The sequence below is a fragment of the Actinomycetota bacterium genome (assembly GCA_035536535.1).
Classification (GTDB): Bacteria; Actinomycetota; JAICYB01; order JAICYB01; family JAICYB01; genus DATLNZ01.
Genome location: DATLNZ010000131.1, coordinates 1 through 13,917 on the forward strand (window position 1 = coordinate 1; position 13,917 = coordinate 13,917).

Genomic DNA, 13,917 nt, shown 5'->3' on the forward strand with positions numbered 1-13,917 from the left:
TGCCGACTGTGTCGTGGTTGATCGCCACGACTATCTCCTGGTTGCGGAGGGGGTCCGCGTGGCCGACGGCGAAACTCGCGGAGAGGGGCTGCGTCCGGACGCCCCGGGACTCACCGATGCGGCCGGCGCCTTCTCCACCACCGTGGACTTGTTGATGTAGACCTTGGCCGTCGGCTGCTCGGCCCCCGGGTCGCCGGGCGGACCGCCCTTGGCGAAGCCCTCAATCCTCTTGGCGATATCCAGTCCGGCCGTGACCTTGCCCACCAGCGCGTAGTCGGGGGTGAGGCCGGCGCCCCCGGGGCCGGTGACGACGAAGAACTGGGAGCTGGACGTCCCGGCCGCCTCCTGCCCGCCCTTGGCCATGGCAACGAGGCCCTCCGTGTACTTGAGCGTCTTGGGGGGAGCCTCCGTCACCTTGTAGCCGGCTCCGCCCGTCCCGTCTCCCTTCGGGTCGCCGCCCTGGATCACAAAGCCCTTGGCCAGGCGATGGAAGGTCAGCCCGTCGAAGAAGCCCTTGCGGGCGAGGAAGACGATCGAGTTGGCCGTCTTGGGCGCGCGCGCCACGTCCAGCTCGATGTCGATGAGGCCGCACGAGGTTTCCAGACGCCACACGTAAATCCTGGCCTTGTTGAGCTTCTGGTCCTCGGCAGCGGTGTACTCCTCTTTCTTGGTGCCGGCCGCCTCGGGAAGCGGGGCGTCGCAGGCGATGGGGGCCGGCGTCGGGGCCGTGGAGGGCGACGCCTTGGGCTTTGAGGTCGTCAGCGCCTTGCGCTCCTCCTTGCCCCCGAGCGTCGCGACTGCCGCTATGGCCACTCCCCCCAGGATCAGCGCCGAGATGACGCTGAGGTTGATGATGCGACGCCTGCGGCGCTGGCGCTCCATCATCTCGCGCATGGCCTCGCGCCTGGCGGCGGCCGCATCCTTTTTGCGCTGGCGCTTGGGGGGACGTGACGACATGGGGTCTCATGTCTATCAGAACCGGGCGGGGGCCCGGCCCCCGACGCGGGTGACGGGGTGCCCTGCCCCCGTGGTTAGGCTGGCGCCATGACTTCCCCCCAGCCGTCCACCGTGGTGCTCGGGGTCCGGCACGGCGAGGTGCACAACCCGCGGGGGGTCATCTACGCGGGCCTTCCCGGTTACGGACTGTCCGAAGCCGGACGAGCCCAGGGGGCCGCTCTCGCACATGGACTTTCCGGACACCGTGTCGCCGCCGTCTACTGCTCGCCGCTGGAGCGCGCGGTCCAGACTGCGGAGTTCCTGTCGGGGCTGTGCGATGCGCCGATGGTCACCGACGACAGGCTGATCGAGTGGAAGTACTGGTCGGAGTGGGGCGGGCTGACGTGGGAGGAGTTGCGCGAGCGCAAGGGCGACGAGTTCGCGGCCTACCTGGAGGACCCCGGCTCCCTGACGCGCGGCGAGACCATCGAGGTGCTGGCGGACAGGGTCCAGGACTGGCTGGACGAGGTCCGCGGCGCACATGCGGGCGGGCTCGTCATCGGGGTATCGCACCTGGAGCCCCTCCGGGCGATCCTCGTCCGGCTGACGGGGGGACCGTGGGCCGGGATGGGCCGCATCCTGATCCCTCCCGGTCAGGCTGTCCGCCTGCAACCGGACCCGTCCCCCCAACCCGCGCCGCCCGGGCACCTCATCTCCCCCGAAACCGGGGGCCTCCCCCACTTGCGCTAGCCGCCGGGCCAGTCACTTTTCGCCGGTTTGATTCCCGGTACTCGCCTCGTTTCCTAGGGACAACCCCAACATCGAAAACGAGGCCAACGTGACTCCCGCCAAGCTCCTAGCGTCGGCCGCACTCGCCGCTGCTGCCCTCGTCGCGGCCCCTGTCTCCGCCGATCCCGCCACGGTCGCCGCGACCGAGCAGACGCTGCTGGCGAAAAGCAACGGGGCCCGGGCCGACGCCGGGCTGACACCGCTCCAGTGGTCGTCCGCGCTGGCCGACTCGGCGCGCGCGCACTCTGAGCACATGTTCGAGAGCGGCGGGATCGTCCACTCCGGCGACCTGATGGGGATCGCGATGGCCGCCGTTCCCGAGACGCGCTTGGCCGGGGAGAACGTCGGCTACAGCTCAGTCCCGTCGAACCTGTTCGACGCCTTTATGGCCTCCCCGAAGCACCAGGCGAACATCCTCGGAGACTTCAACCTGGCGGGCAATGGGATCTACGAAGACTCCGTGGGCGGTTACTGGGTCACGGTGATCTTCGTCAAGAGGTCGTCGGCTGATCCGGTCGTCGCACCGCCCCCTGCTCCTGTCCGGAGCTCCCGGGTGGCGTCCGCCGCCACCAGGTCGCCCCGCGAGGTTGCACCGAAACCGATGGCCGCGCCGCCGGTTCCCCAACCGCCCGTTGGCACGACCGTCGCGCCGGCAGGTCCCGAAATCGCGCCTTCGGCCGAGCCGCTGGCCGTCATGGCCATTGCGAATGCCCCCGCGGGAGTCCGCTCCTCCCCGCCTGACAAACCGGCGGCTCCTGTGACGCTGCCGGCGGGCCTCGTCCTTCTCGCGGCGGCCGGGCTGACGTTCATCTCGCGAGACCGGTTGCGGGGAGCCGCGTAGACGTCACGTCTATCGGCTACAGGCGCCCGGCTGCCCCTACGGCAAGTACGACTCCGATCGCGGTGACCACGGCGGCGGACACGACCGGCAGGTAGCGCACGACCCGCGACCTCTCAAGCCGGGGCGAGATCGCCTTTCGAGACAGGACCAGAGCCAGCGACACCGCCACCAGAACGGCGGCCAAGCCCACTGAGAAAGCAAGGAGAATCAGAAGGCCGGCGAACGCCCGGTCCACGGTGAGCGAGACGAAGAGCAGTCCGAAGGCCTCGGGGCACGGGACCAGTCCCCCGGCCAGCCCAACGGCCACCAGACCCCGTCCCGATACCGCCTTGAGCTCGGCCCCCTGGTGTCCCACCGGGTGGCCCATCTCGTGCTCTTCGTGCTCCGCCGCGGCGTCCCCGAGGCTTTCCGTCGCACGCGGCTGCTCGTGGGAATGGGCGTGGCCGGTCCCGCCTCGCATGAGATGCACCGTCCGACGCACGAGCATCCACAGCCCCAGCAGGATCACCGTCGCAGCCGCGATCGCCGACAGCACCGGCTCGACCCGCTCCGGCACCAGCGTCTCGCCGGCCACGACCGCAACGGCCCCCAGAGCGATGACCGACGCCGTGTGCGTGAAAGTCAGTGCCCCACCCACGGCGAATGCGTGGCGGACCTTGGCGTCCGAACCTGCGAGGTACGCGGCAACCAGGGTCTTTCCGTGCCCGGGGGTCAGCCCGTGCAGGGCCCCCAGCAGCGCGGCAACCCCGAGGGCCGCGACGATGGCGCCCGCACCGCGGCCTTCGTCCAGGAATCGGAACAACGAGGACAGGTGCCGGGTCCCGCCGGACGGCTTGGGCGTAGGCCCGGAGGACGCGGGCGCCGGCTGAGGGCGGCGTGTCAGGTCCACCGTGGCGTCGGCCTGTCCTTCGCCGATGAACGCGCGGTGCGCCCCCTCGGGCACCCGGACGAGCACCGCGAGCTTGTAGGCGTCCGACAGTTCCCGGAGGATCTCGTTGTGGACGGAAAGTGACGCCGAAACGGGGGCCGGACAGCTGTGGTCAACGAAAAACCGGAACCCGCTCCCGGACGTGTACTTCCCGCCGGTGACCGTGGCCGTGCAGGGGCCCTCGGGAACCGACAGGACGTAGGCCCGCGCCAGGTAAGCCTGCACCTCCGGCTGGGTCGCCAGCCGGGTGGCGTCGGCGGCGGACGGACTTCGCATCGGCGCCTCGGCGACCGTGAACAGAAGGACGGTGTCGTCCGGAGCCAGGGTGAGCGACGTCCGGACGGAGGTCCCCGCAACCGAGATGTCCGCGAGGGGGGGAGTCCCAAGTGGGTGGGCCTGCGCCGGTCCGGGCCCCCAGAACGCGACCGCCGACAGGAGTCCCAGAGCGGCTGCTCGTCTTCGTCCCATGACGTCCCGACAGTACCGGCGCCATGGACCGCCGCGGATACGATGGGCCGTGCTCGTAGACATCTCGGTCCCGCTTCACCCGGGACTCCCCCACTGGCCGCGGCAGGCGGCCTTTGGTCGCGACGTCACGTCCAGCGTGAACCGGGGCGACCGATCCACCGTCTCCACCCTCACCGTCGGTGCCCACGGCGGGACCCACTTCGACGCGCCGGTCCACTTCGTCAAGGGCGGCGCCACGGCCGAGGCGCTGGACCTGGAGGCGTGCGTCGGGCCGGCTTACGTCGCCGACATGTCGCACGTCGAGGGGCACATCCGCGGCGAGGACCTCGAAGCAGCCGGAATCCCCGAGGGCACAGTCCGGCTGCTTTCAAGGACCCGCAACTCCGGTTGGTCCGGCGACTCGGCCTTCCGGGAGGACTTCTGCGCCTACGATGCGTCGGGGGCCGAGTGGGTTGTGAGCCGGGGCATCCGCCTTCTCGGAATCGACTACCTGTCCATCGAGCCGTTCGGGTCGGGGGACAAAGGCAACCCCACTCACAGGACACTGCTGGAGGCCGGGATCGTCGTCCTCGAGGGACTCGACCTGGCTCACGCCGAGCAGGGAGAGTGGGAACTGATCGCGCTTCCCCTGCGGGTCGTGGACGGTGACGGAGCCCCAGGACGCGCGATCCTGAGAAGGTGACCGGATGTTGAAGCCGCTGCGATTCGTGGTCGTGGGCCTTTTCGCCGGGTGGCTGGCCGACGAGCTCATTCTCGGTGACGCCTACGGGCTGTTCGGCAACCTGGTCCTGGGGGTCGTCGGAGGACTCGTGGGCGGGCTGCTCGTGGACCGTCTGGTGCCCGGCGAGGGCCGCAAGGGGTGCCTCACCAGCGTGGTGGCCGCGATCGTCGGCGCGACCCTTTTCCTGCTGGCCGTGCGGTTCATCCGGGGCGGCATCTAGACGAAGCATCTCCTGCAGCAGGACCACTTTCGGCTGCGGGAAGGATTCTCCGTCCACAGGGTCGAATCACTGAATCGACCTTCAGTTCTCCGGCCGCTGGGGCAAACGACGTCCGGAACTGTCTGGTCGGTCACGTCCACAAACGGAAGGAAACCAAAATGAAGTCGTCGCAGACGGTGCGCCACCGGGGGTCTTGCCGCCTGGTGCGTGGCATCGGCGTAATCCTCACCGGGCTCCTTGTGAGCCTCAACCTGCCGAACCTGGCCTCCGCGGCCACACCGGCGACCATCGTGCACCCGGGGGAGCTCGGGGGATGGACCGTCGCCGCGGGTACAAACCCCACGACCGTGGGCGAGTTCGTCGCCGGACCGGACGGCCCCCCTGCGGGAGCCGGATCCTTCCGGCAGGCGCTGATCGACGGCGCCGACCAGCAGAAGATCTCGATGAACCTCACTTCGCCGACGGGCCTGGGCTCGATCGGTGAGCTCGGCTACTCCACCTACGTCACCCGCAACCAGGGGGGCCAGGCCACGGCCATGCAGCTCGTGGTGGACCTCGACGGCAATGGCACAGCCGACGACACCCTCTTCTTCGAGCCCATCTACCAGACCGGTTCCTATCCCGGCGATGCGGTTCCCAACCAGTGTCAGGGCATCACCAACTGCGCAGCCATAGCGACCTGGCAGACATGGGACGCCGACGCGGGCGGATGGTGGTCGCGCAACGGCGGCGTGTTCGGCCCGCCCGTCATGACCCTGGCCAGCTACGCCGCCGCCAACCCGGCCGTGCGCGTCCTGTCCGTGGCCATGGCCGCCGGCGGAGGCGCGGGAGCCTGGGACCGCTTTGACGGCAACGTGGACAAGGTCGTCGTCGGGACCACCCGCTACGACTTCGAGGCCGTGGGTGCGAGCCTCATCAAGGTTCACCCTGAAGCCCTCAACGGCTGGGAGATCTCGAACTACAACGGGTCCACCTACAGCCCCGGCGCCACGGCCAACGGAACCAACAGCACGTTCGTGGGCGGACCCGGCACCCCGCCGGAAGGCCTCGGCAGCGTCCGTCAGGTGGCCAAGGTCGGAGAGAAGGCGCTGCTGCAGACCGACGACTACAACGGGACCGCCATTCGCAGCCTGCAGCTGTCCTACGCCACCCACACCGCTACCAACGCGGCGGAGTCCATCCGCACGGCCGTCAACCTCTCGGTGGACAACAACGCCGACGGCACGTCCGACGAGACGCTCGTGTTTGAGCCCTACCAGCAGGGCCAGGCTCTCACCGGCGACTGGCAGAACTGGGACACCAGCGAGGGCAAGTGGTGGTCGACCAGGATCACCTCGGGCCCCGGCAGCCAGGGCGAGCCGCAGACGCTGGCGGCCTTCGCGGCCCTCAACCCAAGCGCCAAGCTCGCCGCCGCAGGGACCGCGCTGCGCTTCGTGTCCGGATCGTCGGGCAGCTGGCCCAACTACGACGGCAACATCGACGCCGTCCGCATCAAGAACACGACCTTCGACATGGAGTCCTTCCTCAACCCGGTCGACTGTGACACCACGGTGGACGACATCTCGGCCGTGCAGGCCGCGGTGGACGCTGCGCCCGACGGCTACACGATCAAGCTGAAGGGGACCTGCAACTTCGGCGCGGCGGCCCCCCACGGAGGGGACACCACCTCCATCGAGTCCGCCGCGGTCGCCATCAGGCCCGGCAGCCCCGTCAACGGGCTGACGATCGAATCCGATGGCGCCCCGCAGTCGGCGACCATCACCGGATCCGGAACGCAGACGGCCTTCTTCGTGGCCCCCGGAAGCCGCGGGGTCACCATCAGGGGCCTTCGCTTCGCGAACCTCGCAAGGCCCATCGTGACGGTCAACTCCACCGACACGACGATCGGCGCGGCCGGCGGGCTTCCGAGCCCGGCCGCCAACCGCATCATCGGCGAGGCGACCATGAACAGCGCCATCCTGGCGGTCGCGAGTGACCGCGGGTTCGGCGGCTCACTGGGCACCCTGACCTTGAGCCACGGCCCGGCCGCGGCCCAGAAGACGGCGACCTTCGCCACTCCTTCGGGCCAGAAGCTGTCCGGCCTGAACGTGGCCGGCAACTACATCACCTACAGCCCGCCCGGAGCACCGGACGGAGCGGCACGTGACATCGTCGCCGTCGACGTACGGCAGCGCGGAACGGGTACCGGTGAAGGCATCGCCATCGCCTCCAATGCGGTTGGCTTCCTCACCTCCGAGTTCCCCTCGTTCAACATGAACGCAATCCGGGTCCACGCCCACAGCGGTGACACCGGATACCACTTGCGCAACGTCAGCGTCACGGGCAACAACCTCGGACGGCTCGAGGAGCTGGGGGGCGCCGCGGACGTCAACGCGGGAGGCCGTGCGGCCATCGTGCTGTCGCGGGTCGATGGCTTCAGCGTCATCGGCAACGGCCTGCGCTCGAGGTTGAGCCCGACCGGCGGCCCGATGCCGGGAGGCGGAATCGTCGTGGGCGACTCGTCCAACGGGCGAATCGCCGACAACGGCATCATCGTGCTCGCCGACCCCACCACGCTCGACGCGGACCTCGGCGCCATCGGCGTGATCGAGGACCTCAATGTGCTGTTCGGCTCCACAGCGGGCGGCCCGTCGTCGAGCGACATCGCGATCGACGGCAACATCGTCGGCATCGTCGGTGACAGCGACGCTCCCCTGGGGGCCCAGCGAGGCATCGTCGTCAACGGCGCCCGGCACGTGTCGGCTACCCGCAACAACATCAAGTTCGCGTCCGGGCCGGCCGTCAACCTCGGGGTCGCCGCCAAGGGCCCCGGATCGCTGTCCAGCCCGGGCATCGTGACCCTGCAGAACGCCGCCGTCGGCGCGGTCGTTTGCGGCAACACCTTCGAGGGCGTGGCCGACGACAGCACGAATGTCCAGGCCGACTTGGCCAGTGCCAGCGCATTCCCGGGCACCACTGCGGGCAACCTCGCCTGCACCCCGACGGTGTCGGTGCCCGCTGGGACCGTCGGCTCTGGTGGCCTCACCGTGACGGGCAGCGCCTGGTCCGCCAGGCCGGTGTCGGTGGCGGTGAGCGACGCGACGCAACCGCCGGTTACAGGGACGGCGACTTCAGCCGCCAATGGTGGCTACTCCGTGACCTTCTCGGCCTCCCAGCTCGCCCCTCTGGCGGACGGGCAGCTGCGCGTCATCGCGACGGCCAAGGACGACGTCATCTCCAACCTGTCCCGCCAGTCGGCCGCGCGCACGATCACCAAGGACTTCACCGCTCCCGTCGGACTGGACATCCTGCAGCCCGCCGAGGGTGCCCTGGTCCCAGCGGCAGTGACGGTCGCCGGGACGTCCGAGCCGGGTGCCGCCATCCAGCTGCACGAGGGGACGACCCTGCTGGGGACGACGACGTCCAACGCGGCCGGCCAGTGGACAAAGTCTCTGGTGCTCTCGGACGGACCCCACGCGGTCACCGCCACCGCCACGGACGGCTCCGGCAACTCAACGACCTCGCCGGTGCGCAGCTTCACGGTCGACGCTGTGGCTCCCGACGTGCCGGTCATCACCGCTCCGGCCGGTGGCTCCAGCTTCACCGCCAGCTCCGTCACAGTGACGGGCACCGCCGAGCCGGGCATGTCGGTGAAGGTCCTCGACGTCGCCGACGACAAGGGCACGGCCGTGGCCGATGGCTCCGGAGCATGGGTTGTGGTGGCCGACTACCTGGACGGATCGCACTCGGTTAAGGCCGTGGCGACGGACGCCGCCGGCAACACGGCAGAGTCCGGGACACGCAGCTTCACTGTGGATGCCACCCCACCGCAGGTGCCCGTAATCGTCACCCCCGTTCAGGACGCGATGCTGCGGGTGGCCAACGTCAGCCTCGCCGGATCGGCGGAGCCGGGGTCGCTGGTCACGATCAGCGAGGGATCTTCCACCGTGGCAACGGCGACGGCGGCGAGCAATGGATCGTGGTCTGCAGCGTCGCTGCTCGCCGACGGCGCCCACTCTGTCACCGCGACCGCCACGGACGCTGCGGGGCACGTCTCGACGGTGTCGCCCGGTCGAAGCTTCACGGTGGACACTCTGGCCCCGGCCGTCGCCGTGACCACGGTGACCAGCCCGATCAACCAGACCAACCAGACCGCGGTCATCGCCTCCGGCACGGCAGAGCCCGGCTCGACGGTCAGCGTCCAGGTCACCGACGGCACCCGTACCAGCACGCCGAAGGCAGCCACGGTGGACGCCGCCGGACTGTGGAGCGCAACCGACATCAACGCTGCTTCCCTGCGCAACGGGGCCGTCACGTTCACCGCCACGGCGACAGACGCGGCCGGCAACGTCGGATCCGCCACAAGGGCGGCGACAAAGCAGGCCAGCGCGGACAAGCCGATGCTCGTCATCATCGACAACGGCTTCGGCTACGCCGGACCGGCCCAACTGCAGGACGGCAAGCTCACGGTCGAGGTGACTCACCCGGGACCGACGGCGATCGCAGACATGGACCTCACCGTCAGTGACGGCACGACGACGGTCACCCGATACGAGCAGGTCGGCCGGGGACAGACGAAGTCCGTGAAGCTGGACGTCTCGACCCTGCAGGACGGCGCGATCATCGCCGGGGCCACGGCGGACGCAGAGAGCGCAACGGCCGGCGTCACTCTGGACCGCGGCACGCCGAACGTCGGGATCGACGCGGTGGCGCCGGTCTACCTTTCCACGCCGGTCCTGTCGACCCTCGAGTTCAGCGGAACCGCCAGCGACGCCACTTCACCGGTGTTCTCGGTGGTGGCCAGGCTCGTCAACTCCAAGGGAGCCGAGACGCTGGTGCACGCCAAGTCCAGCGGCACCGCAAAGGACCTCACCTGGGAGGCCGACTTCAGCCACGTGTTCCTGCCGCACGGCGACTACACGCTCAAGGTGGTCGCGTACGACGAAGCCGGCAACGTCAGCCCAGTAACCACGAGCCCGGTGTTCGTGATCTAGATCCCGCTTCACCGAAACAGGGCGGGCCTGACGGCCCGCCCTGTTTCATTTCCGCCCCGATCCATTGGTCAGCCGGACGGCGGGAATCTCGGCGTCAGCGATCGCCGGTCTGGATGCGGACGAGATCCCCGACCCCCAGCAGGGACATGATCCTGCCCGTGTCGAGGTCCCGGCCACCGCCCGAGTAGACGATCTGTCCGCGCTGCATGAGCAGGACGTTGCCGGCCAGGTCCAGGGCGAACGACACGTTCTGCTCCACCATCAGCACGGTCGTCCCGGCCTCGTTGGCCGCGCGCAGCGTCTCCATCAACCCCTCGACCACCACCGGAGCCAGTCCCTGGGACGGCTCGTCCACCAGCACCACCTTCGGGAAAGACATCAGTGCCCTGCCCACCGCCAGCATCTCCTGCTCCCCGCCCGACAGCGTGCCGGCCGCCTGCGGGCGCCGCTCGTGCAGGCGAGGGAAGAGTCCGTACACGTGGTCGAACGCCTCCTGCAGTTTCTTTGTGTCGCGGACCGTGTACGCCCCCAGGCGCAGGTTCTGCTCAACCGAAAGCGCCGGGAAGACCGCGCGTCCCTGCGGCACGTGCGCCAGTCCACGTCCGACGCGCTGCTCGGGGGTGAGGGCGTGGATCGGCTCCCCCGACAGCAGGATCTCGCCCGACCACGGCTTCAGCAGTCCGGAGATCGTCTTGAGGGTCACCGACTTGCCCGCTCCGTTCAGGCCCAGCAGAGCCGTCACGCCCTGCGCGGGGACCTCGAACGACACGCCGTGCAGGACCTGATGGGGGCCGAAGCCCGTGACCACGTCCCGCAGCTCGAGGATGGAGCCTGAGTCAGGCATTGGTCGTCTTCTTCTTCTTCCTCGTAGCCGTCTTCGCACGCGCACGGGCCGTGGGAGCCGCCACCGTCTTCGCACGCGCACGGGCCTTGGGAGCCGCCACCGTCTTCGCCTTGGCGAGCGGCTTCTTTGACTGGGCCCCCGAACGCTTCGCGGGCGTGCTCGCCTTGCTCGCGGGCTTGGCCGTCTTCTTGCCATTCGCCCGGCTCGATGAGACCTGCCGCGCATCGGGTTCTGCGGCAATCCTTGCCCTGGGCACCGGCTTGCGTCCATTGGACGCCGCGGAAGCAGGCTTCGCCGCCGCGGCGCGCTTCTTTGGGGCCGGCGCCTTGGCAGGCGCGGCCGTCCTTGCCGCGGTGCGGCGCTTTCTTGGACTTGCGGGAGCGGGAGACGCGATGTCGTCGGCGGCAGCCGCCGCCTGAGCCTGCGCGCGGCGCCCGGCGGTCGTCCCGAGGTACGCCTCCACCACGGCCGCGTCCGTGACTATCTCCGAAGGCGCGCCGCTGGCGAGGATGCTACCCGCAGACAGCACGTGGACGGTGTCGCAGACGGCCAGGACCAGCGGGATGTGGTGCTCGATGAGCAGCACAGTGTGGCCGAGGCGGTCCCGGATCTCGATGAGCCGCTGCGCGAGCGACTCGGCAGCGCTGGGAGCCATTCCACCGGACGGCTCGTCCAGCAAAAGCAGTTCGGGGGATGTCACCAGTGCCGCTGCGAGCTCTACCAGCCTCTGCTGGCCGTGGCTCAGCGTCCGGAGAGGGGCTTCGGCGAACCTCTCGAATCGCAGAGCCGCCAGCGCCTCGCGCGCCGCCTCCTCCAGATCGGCTTCCCTCCGCGCGACCGGCGGCGGCCTGAGCAGCGCCACGGGGGCCGGGTATGTCGCAAGCCGGTGCTGCGCCAGGAGCAGGTTGTCCATGACGGTCAGGTCCTTTGCAAGGCCGAGCATCTGGAACGTACGGCCGATCCCCAGCGACGCCCTCTCGTGGGCCGGAAGGTTCGTCACGTCCCGGCCGAGCAGCCGGATGGAGCCCGACGTGGGCCGGACAAGCCCCGAGATGGCGTTAAAGCACGTGGTCTTGCCCGCGCCGTTCGGACCGATGAGGCCGACGATCTTCCCTCGTTGGACGTCGAACGTCGCCTCATCCACCGCCTGCAGCCCCCCAAACCGGACGGAGAGGTCGCGCACCTCGAGGACGGCGGACGATCCCGCCGAGGCCCCGCCGTGCGCGCGATCGGACTTCGGCGCCGGCAAGGCCGCCATCACGACGTCATCGGTCTGCGGCGCCTGGGCCTCCGCCTTTGACCTCTTGCGCTCGCGACCCTCGGACATGACCTGCGCAAAGCCTCCCGGATGGCGCACCAGCGTCACGAGGAGCAGCAGCGCCCCGACCAGAAACTGGAGGTCGGTGAAGACTGCGAACCGGTCCAGCAGCCGCGGGAACACTGTGAAAGCCACGGCAGCCGAGAAGACGCCCACCCGGGAGCCGAGGCCCCCAACGACGAGCATGATCACGAACAGGAGTGACAGGTCGAAGCGGAAGTTGTCCGGCTGCACCAGCGTCGTGATCGGGGCGTACATGGCGCCGGCGACCCCGGTGAAAACACCCGCCAGCACGAATGCGCCCGTCTTGTAGGCCGTGACGTTGACGCCGAGGCTGGCGGCCATGTCCTCGTCTGCCCGGATCGCGTTGAAGGCGCGTCCGAGCTTTGAGCGCGTGAGGTTTCGGTCCAGGTGCCACACCACCAGCACCAGCGCGACCAACAGCGCGATGTAGTGCATGTTGTCCGTGAAGATGAAGTTGCCCGCCACGGGGCGGGGCGCGGGCGCGCCCGCGGATCCCCCGGTCAGAAATTGCGTCTTAAACAACCCGTCGTACATCGCGATGCTGAACGCAAGGGTCGACACGGCGAGATACAGCCCGCGGATGCGCAGCGAGACCACCCCGAGCAACAGCGCGGTCAGTGACGTGATGACCACGGCAGTGGCCACCCCCGCGAGGAACGACCATCTCCACCGCTCAGTGACGAGAGCGCTGGAGTAGGCGCCGACGCCGAGGAAGGCGGCGTGGCCGAGCGACACCTGCCCGGCGTAGCCCATCGCGATGTTGAGCCCGATGGCCGCGACTCCGAAAGCCAGGCCGACCGCGATCGGAGTGGCGATCACGCCGATAAACGACTCGGGGAGCACGAGCCTGGCGATCAGCGGCACCAGCACGAGCCCGGCCCCCCAGGCGATGCTCCGTGGCCAGGACCTCGTCGCCGGGGGACGGCCTGCGCGCGGGGTCGTTGTCCCTTCCTCCCCGACCCGGTCCAGCACCTTCACGCGGCCCTCCCGAGCAGTCCCCGTGGCCGCGCGAGCAGGATGGTGAGGATCAGAGCGAGCATCCCGTAGCTGCCAATGCCGGGGACGGTCGGAAACCGCCGCCGAAGCAGCGTCTCGATGACTCCGACGGCGATTCCTCCAACAAACGCGCCCGGCAGCGCGGTCAGGCCGCCGAGCAGCGCGGCCGTCAGACCCGGGACGAACAGCACGCCGGTCAGGGTCAGCGGAGCGAACACGCCCTGCAGGGGGCCGATGAGAAGTCCCGCGAGGCCGCCGACGGCTCCCGCCAGTCCCCACGTGAACATCGATACGCGTGCGTAAGGAACGCCCATCAACCTCGCGGTGCCGGCGTCCTCGGCCACGGCGAGGATGCCGAGTCCGAATCTGGTCTTCGTGAACAGCACGGCCAGTCCCGCGGCTATGACCCCGAGGGCGGCGAGAGCGAGGAGGCGGGGAGGGTCGATCGAAAGCCCCAGCGCGGAGATCCCGTCGCCTTTAAAGGGCGAATCCACCGTGCGCGGGGAGATCCTCCAGATCTTCAGCTCCACCGCAAAGAGCAGCAGGAGCAGCCCCGCCGTCGCCACGGACAGCGACACCCGGGACGCGTCCCCCATGGGCCTTATGACGAGGCGCTCGAAACCCACTCCGACGGCCGTCGTCGCGGCCACGGCCACGATGGCCGCCAGAAGCCAGTTCACGTTCTTCTGCAACAGCGTCCAGGAGATGTACAGGCCGAACGTTCCTAGCTCGGCCTGGGCGAAGTTCAGGACCCTCGTGCTCTTGTACACGAGGACTATGCCCACCGCCACCAGCCCGTAGACGGCCCCGAGGGCAACGCCGATGACTATGAGGTCCACGCCTTGACGCCCCCTGCCCA

10 protein-coding genes are annotated in these 13,917 nt (G+C 69.4%); 5 read left to right on the forward strand and 5 right to left on the reverse strand.

The genetic code is table 11. The features are described 5' to 3' along the window. Positions 1–30: 30 nt before the first annotated feature. Positions 31–957: a peptidylprolyl isomerase gene (locus VNE62_08945; protein HVE92406.1), complete on the reverse strand. Its 927-nt coding sequence runs from the start codon at positions 955–957 to the stop codon at positions 31–33. 87 nt (positions 958–1,044) lie between these two features. Here VNE62_08945 and VNE62_08950 point away from each other — a divergent pair, with 87 nt between their 5' ends. Together VNE62_08950 and VNE62_08955 are read left to right on the forward strand one after the other, a co-directional pair. Continuing rightward, positions 1,045–1,686 (forward strand): histidine phosphatase family protein, encoded by a 642-nt coding sequence (locus VNE62_08950; protein HVE92407.1) that lies wholly within the window; start codon positions 1,045–1,047, stop codon positions 1,684–1,686. Positions 1,687–1,774: 88 nt separating this feature from the next. Continuing rightward, complete coding sequence (locus VNE62_08955; GenBank protein ID HVE92408.1) at positions 1,775–2,566, forward strand: CAP domain-containing protein; 792 nt, start codon at positions 1,775–1,777, stop codon at positions 2,564–2,566. Positions 2,567–2,582: 16 nt separating this feature from the next. On the opposite strand, the gene VNE62_08960 is transcribed toward VNE62_08955, so the two are convergent. Further along, the gene (locus VNE62_08960; protein ID HVE92409.1) at positions 2,583–3,962 is read right to left on the reverse strand and encodes a sulfite exporter TauE/SafE family protein; all 1,380 of its coding nucleotides are present in this window, start codon (positions 3,960–3,962) and stop codon (positions 2,583–2,585) included. Between VNE62_08960 and VNE62_08965 the strand changes: the two genes are divergently transcribed. The 3 genes from VNE62_08965 (at position 3,961) to VNE62_08975 (ending at position 9,876) form a co-directional block, all read left to right on the forward strand. Next, the gene (locus VNE62_08965) at positions 3,961–4,644 is read left to right on the forward strand and encodes a cyclase family protein (GenBank protein ID HVE92410.1); all 684 of its coding nucleotides are present in this window, start codon (positions 3,961–3,963) and stop codon (positions 4,642–4,644) included. The genes VNE62_08960 and VNE62_08965 overlap by 2 nt on opposite strands. Before the next feature lie 4 nt (positions 4,645–4,648). Beyond that, a complete protein-coding gene (locus tag VNE62_08970) occupies positions 4,649–4,903 on the forward strand; it encodes a GlsB/YeaQ/YmgE family stress response membrane protein (GenBank protein HVE92411.1) in 255 nt (84 codons plus the stop codon). 158 nt (positions 4,904–5,061) lie between these two features. Then, complete coding sequence (locus tag VNE62_08975) at positions 5,062–9,876, forward strand: Ig-like domain-containing protein (protein HVE92412.1); 4,815 nt, start codon at positions 5,062–5,064, stop codon at positions 9,874–9,876. A 94-nt stretch (positions 9,877–9,970) separates the two neighbouring features. On the opposite strand, the gene VNE62_08980 is transcribed toward VNE62_08975, so the two are convergent. The 3 genes from VNE62_08980 to VNE62_08990 are packed head-to-tail and all read right to left on the reverse strand — an operon-like array spanning position 9,971 to position 13,897. Continuing rightward, positions 9,971–10,720: an ABC transporter ATP-binding protein gene (locus tag VNE62_08980; protein ID HVE92413.1), complete on the reverse strand. Its 750-nt coding sequence runs from the start codon at positions 10,718–10,720 to the stop codon at positions 9,971–9,973. Continuing rightward, on the reverse strand, positions 10,713–13,040 hold the full coding sequence (locus VNE62_08985; protein HVE92414.1) for a branched-chain amino acid ABC transporter ATP-binding protein/permease: 2,328 nt from the start codon (positions 13,038–13,040) through the stop codon (positions 10,713–10,715). Before VNE62_08985 ends, VNE62_08980 begins: the two co-directional genes overlap by 8 nt. Then, a complete protein-coding gene (locus tag VNE62_08990; protein ID HVE92415.1) occupies positions 13,037–13,897 on the reverse strand; it encodes a branched-chain amino acid ABC transporter permease in 861 nt (286 codons plus the stop codon). The genes VNE62_08985 and VNE62_08990 overlap by 4 nt, the downstream gene beginning before the upstream one ends. Positions 13,898–13,917 lie beyond the last annotated feature (20 nt).

Excerpts from the sequence above, each read along its gene's own strand:
- VNE62_08945 (HVE92406.1), bottom strand. The coding sequence starts at position 957 with ATGTCGTCACGTCCCCCCAAGCGCCAGCGCAAAAAGGATGCGGCCGCC.
- VNE62_08950 (HVE92407.1), top strand. The coding sequence starts at position 1,045 with ATGACTTCCCCCCAGCCGTCCACCGTGGTGCTCGGGGTCCGGCACGGC.
- VNE62_08965 (HVE92410.1), top strand. The coding sequence starts at position 3,961 with ATGACGTCCCGACAGTACCGGCGCCATGGACCGCCGCGGATACGATGG.
- VNE62_08960 (HVE92409.1), bottom strand. The coding sequence starts at position 3,962 with ATGGGACGAAGACGAGCAGCCGCTCTGGGACTCCTGTCGGCGGTCGCG.
- VNE62_08970 (HVE92411.1), top strand. The coding sequence starts at position 4,649 with ATGTTGAAGCCGCTGCGATTCGTGGTCGTGGGCCTTTTCGCCGGGTGG.
- VNE62_08975 (HVE92412.1), top strand. The coding sequence starts at position 5,062 with ATGAAGTCGTCGCAGACGGTGCGCCACCGGGGGTCTTGCCGCCTGGTG.
- VNE62_08980 (HVE92413.1), bottom strand. The coding sequence starts at position 10,720 with ATGCCTGACTCAGGCTCCATCCTCGAGCTGCGGGACGTGGTCACGGGC.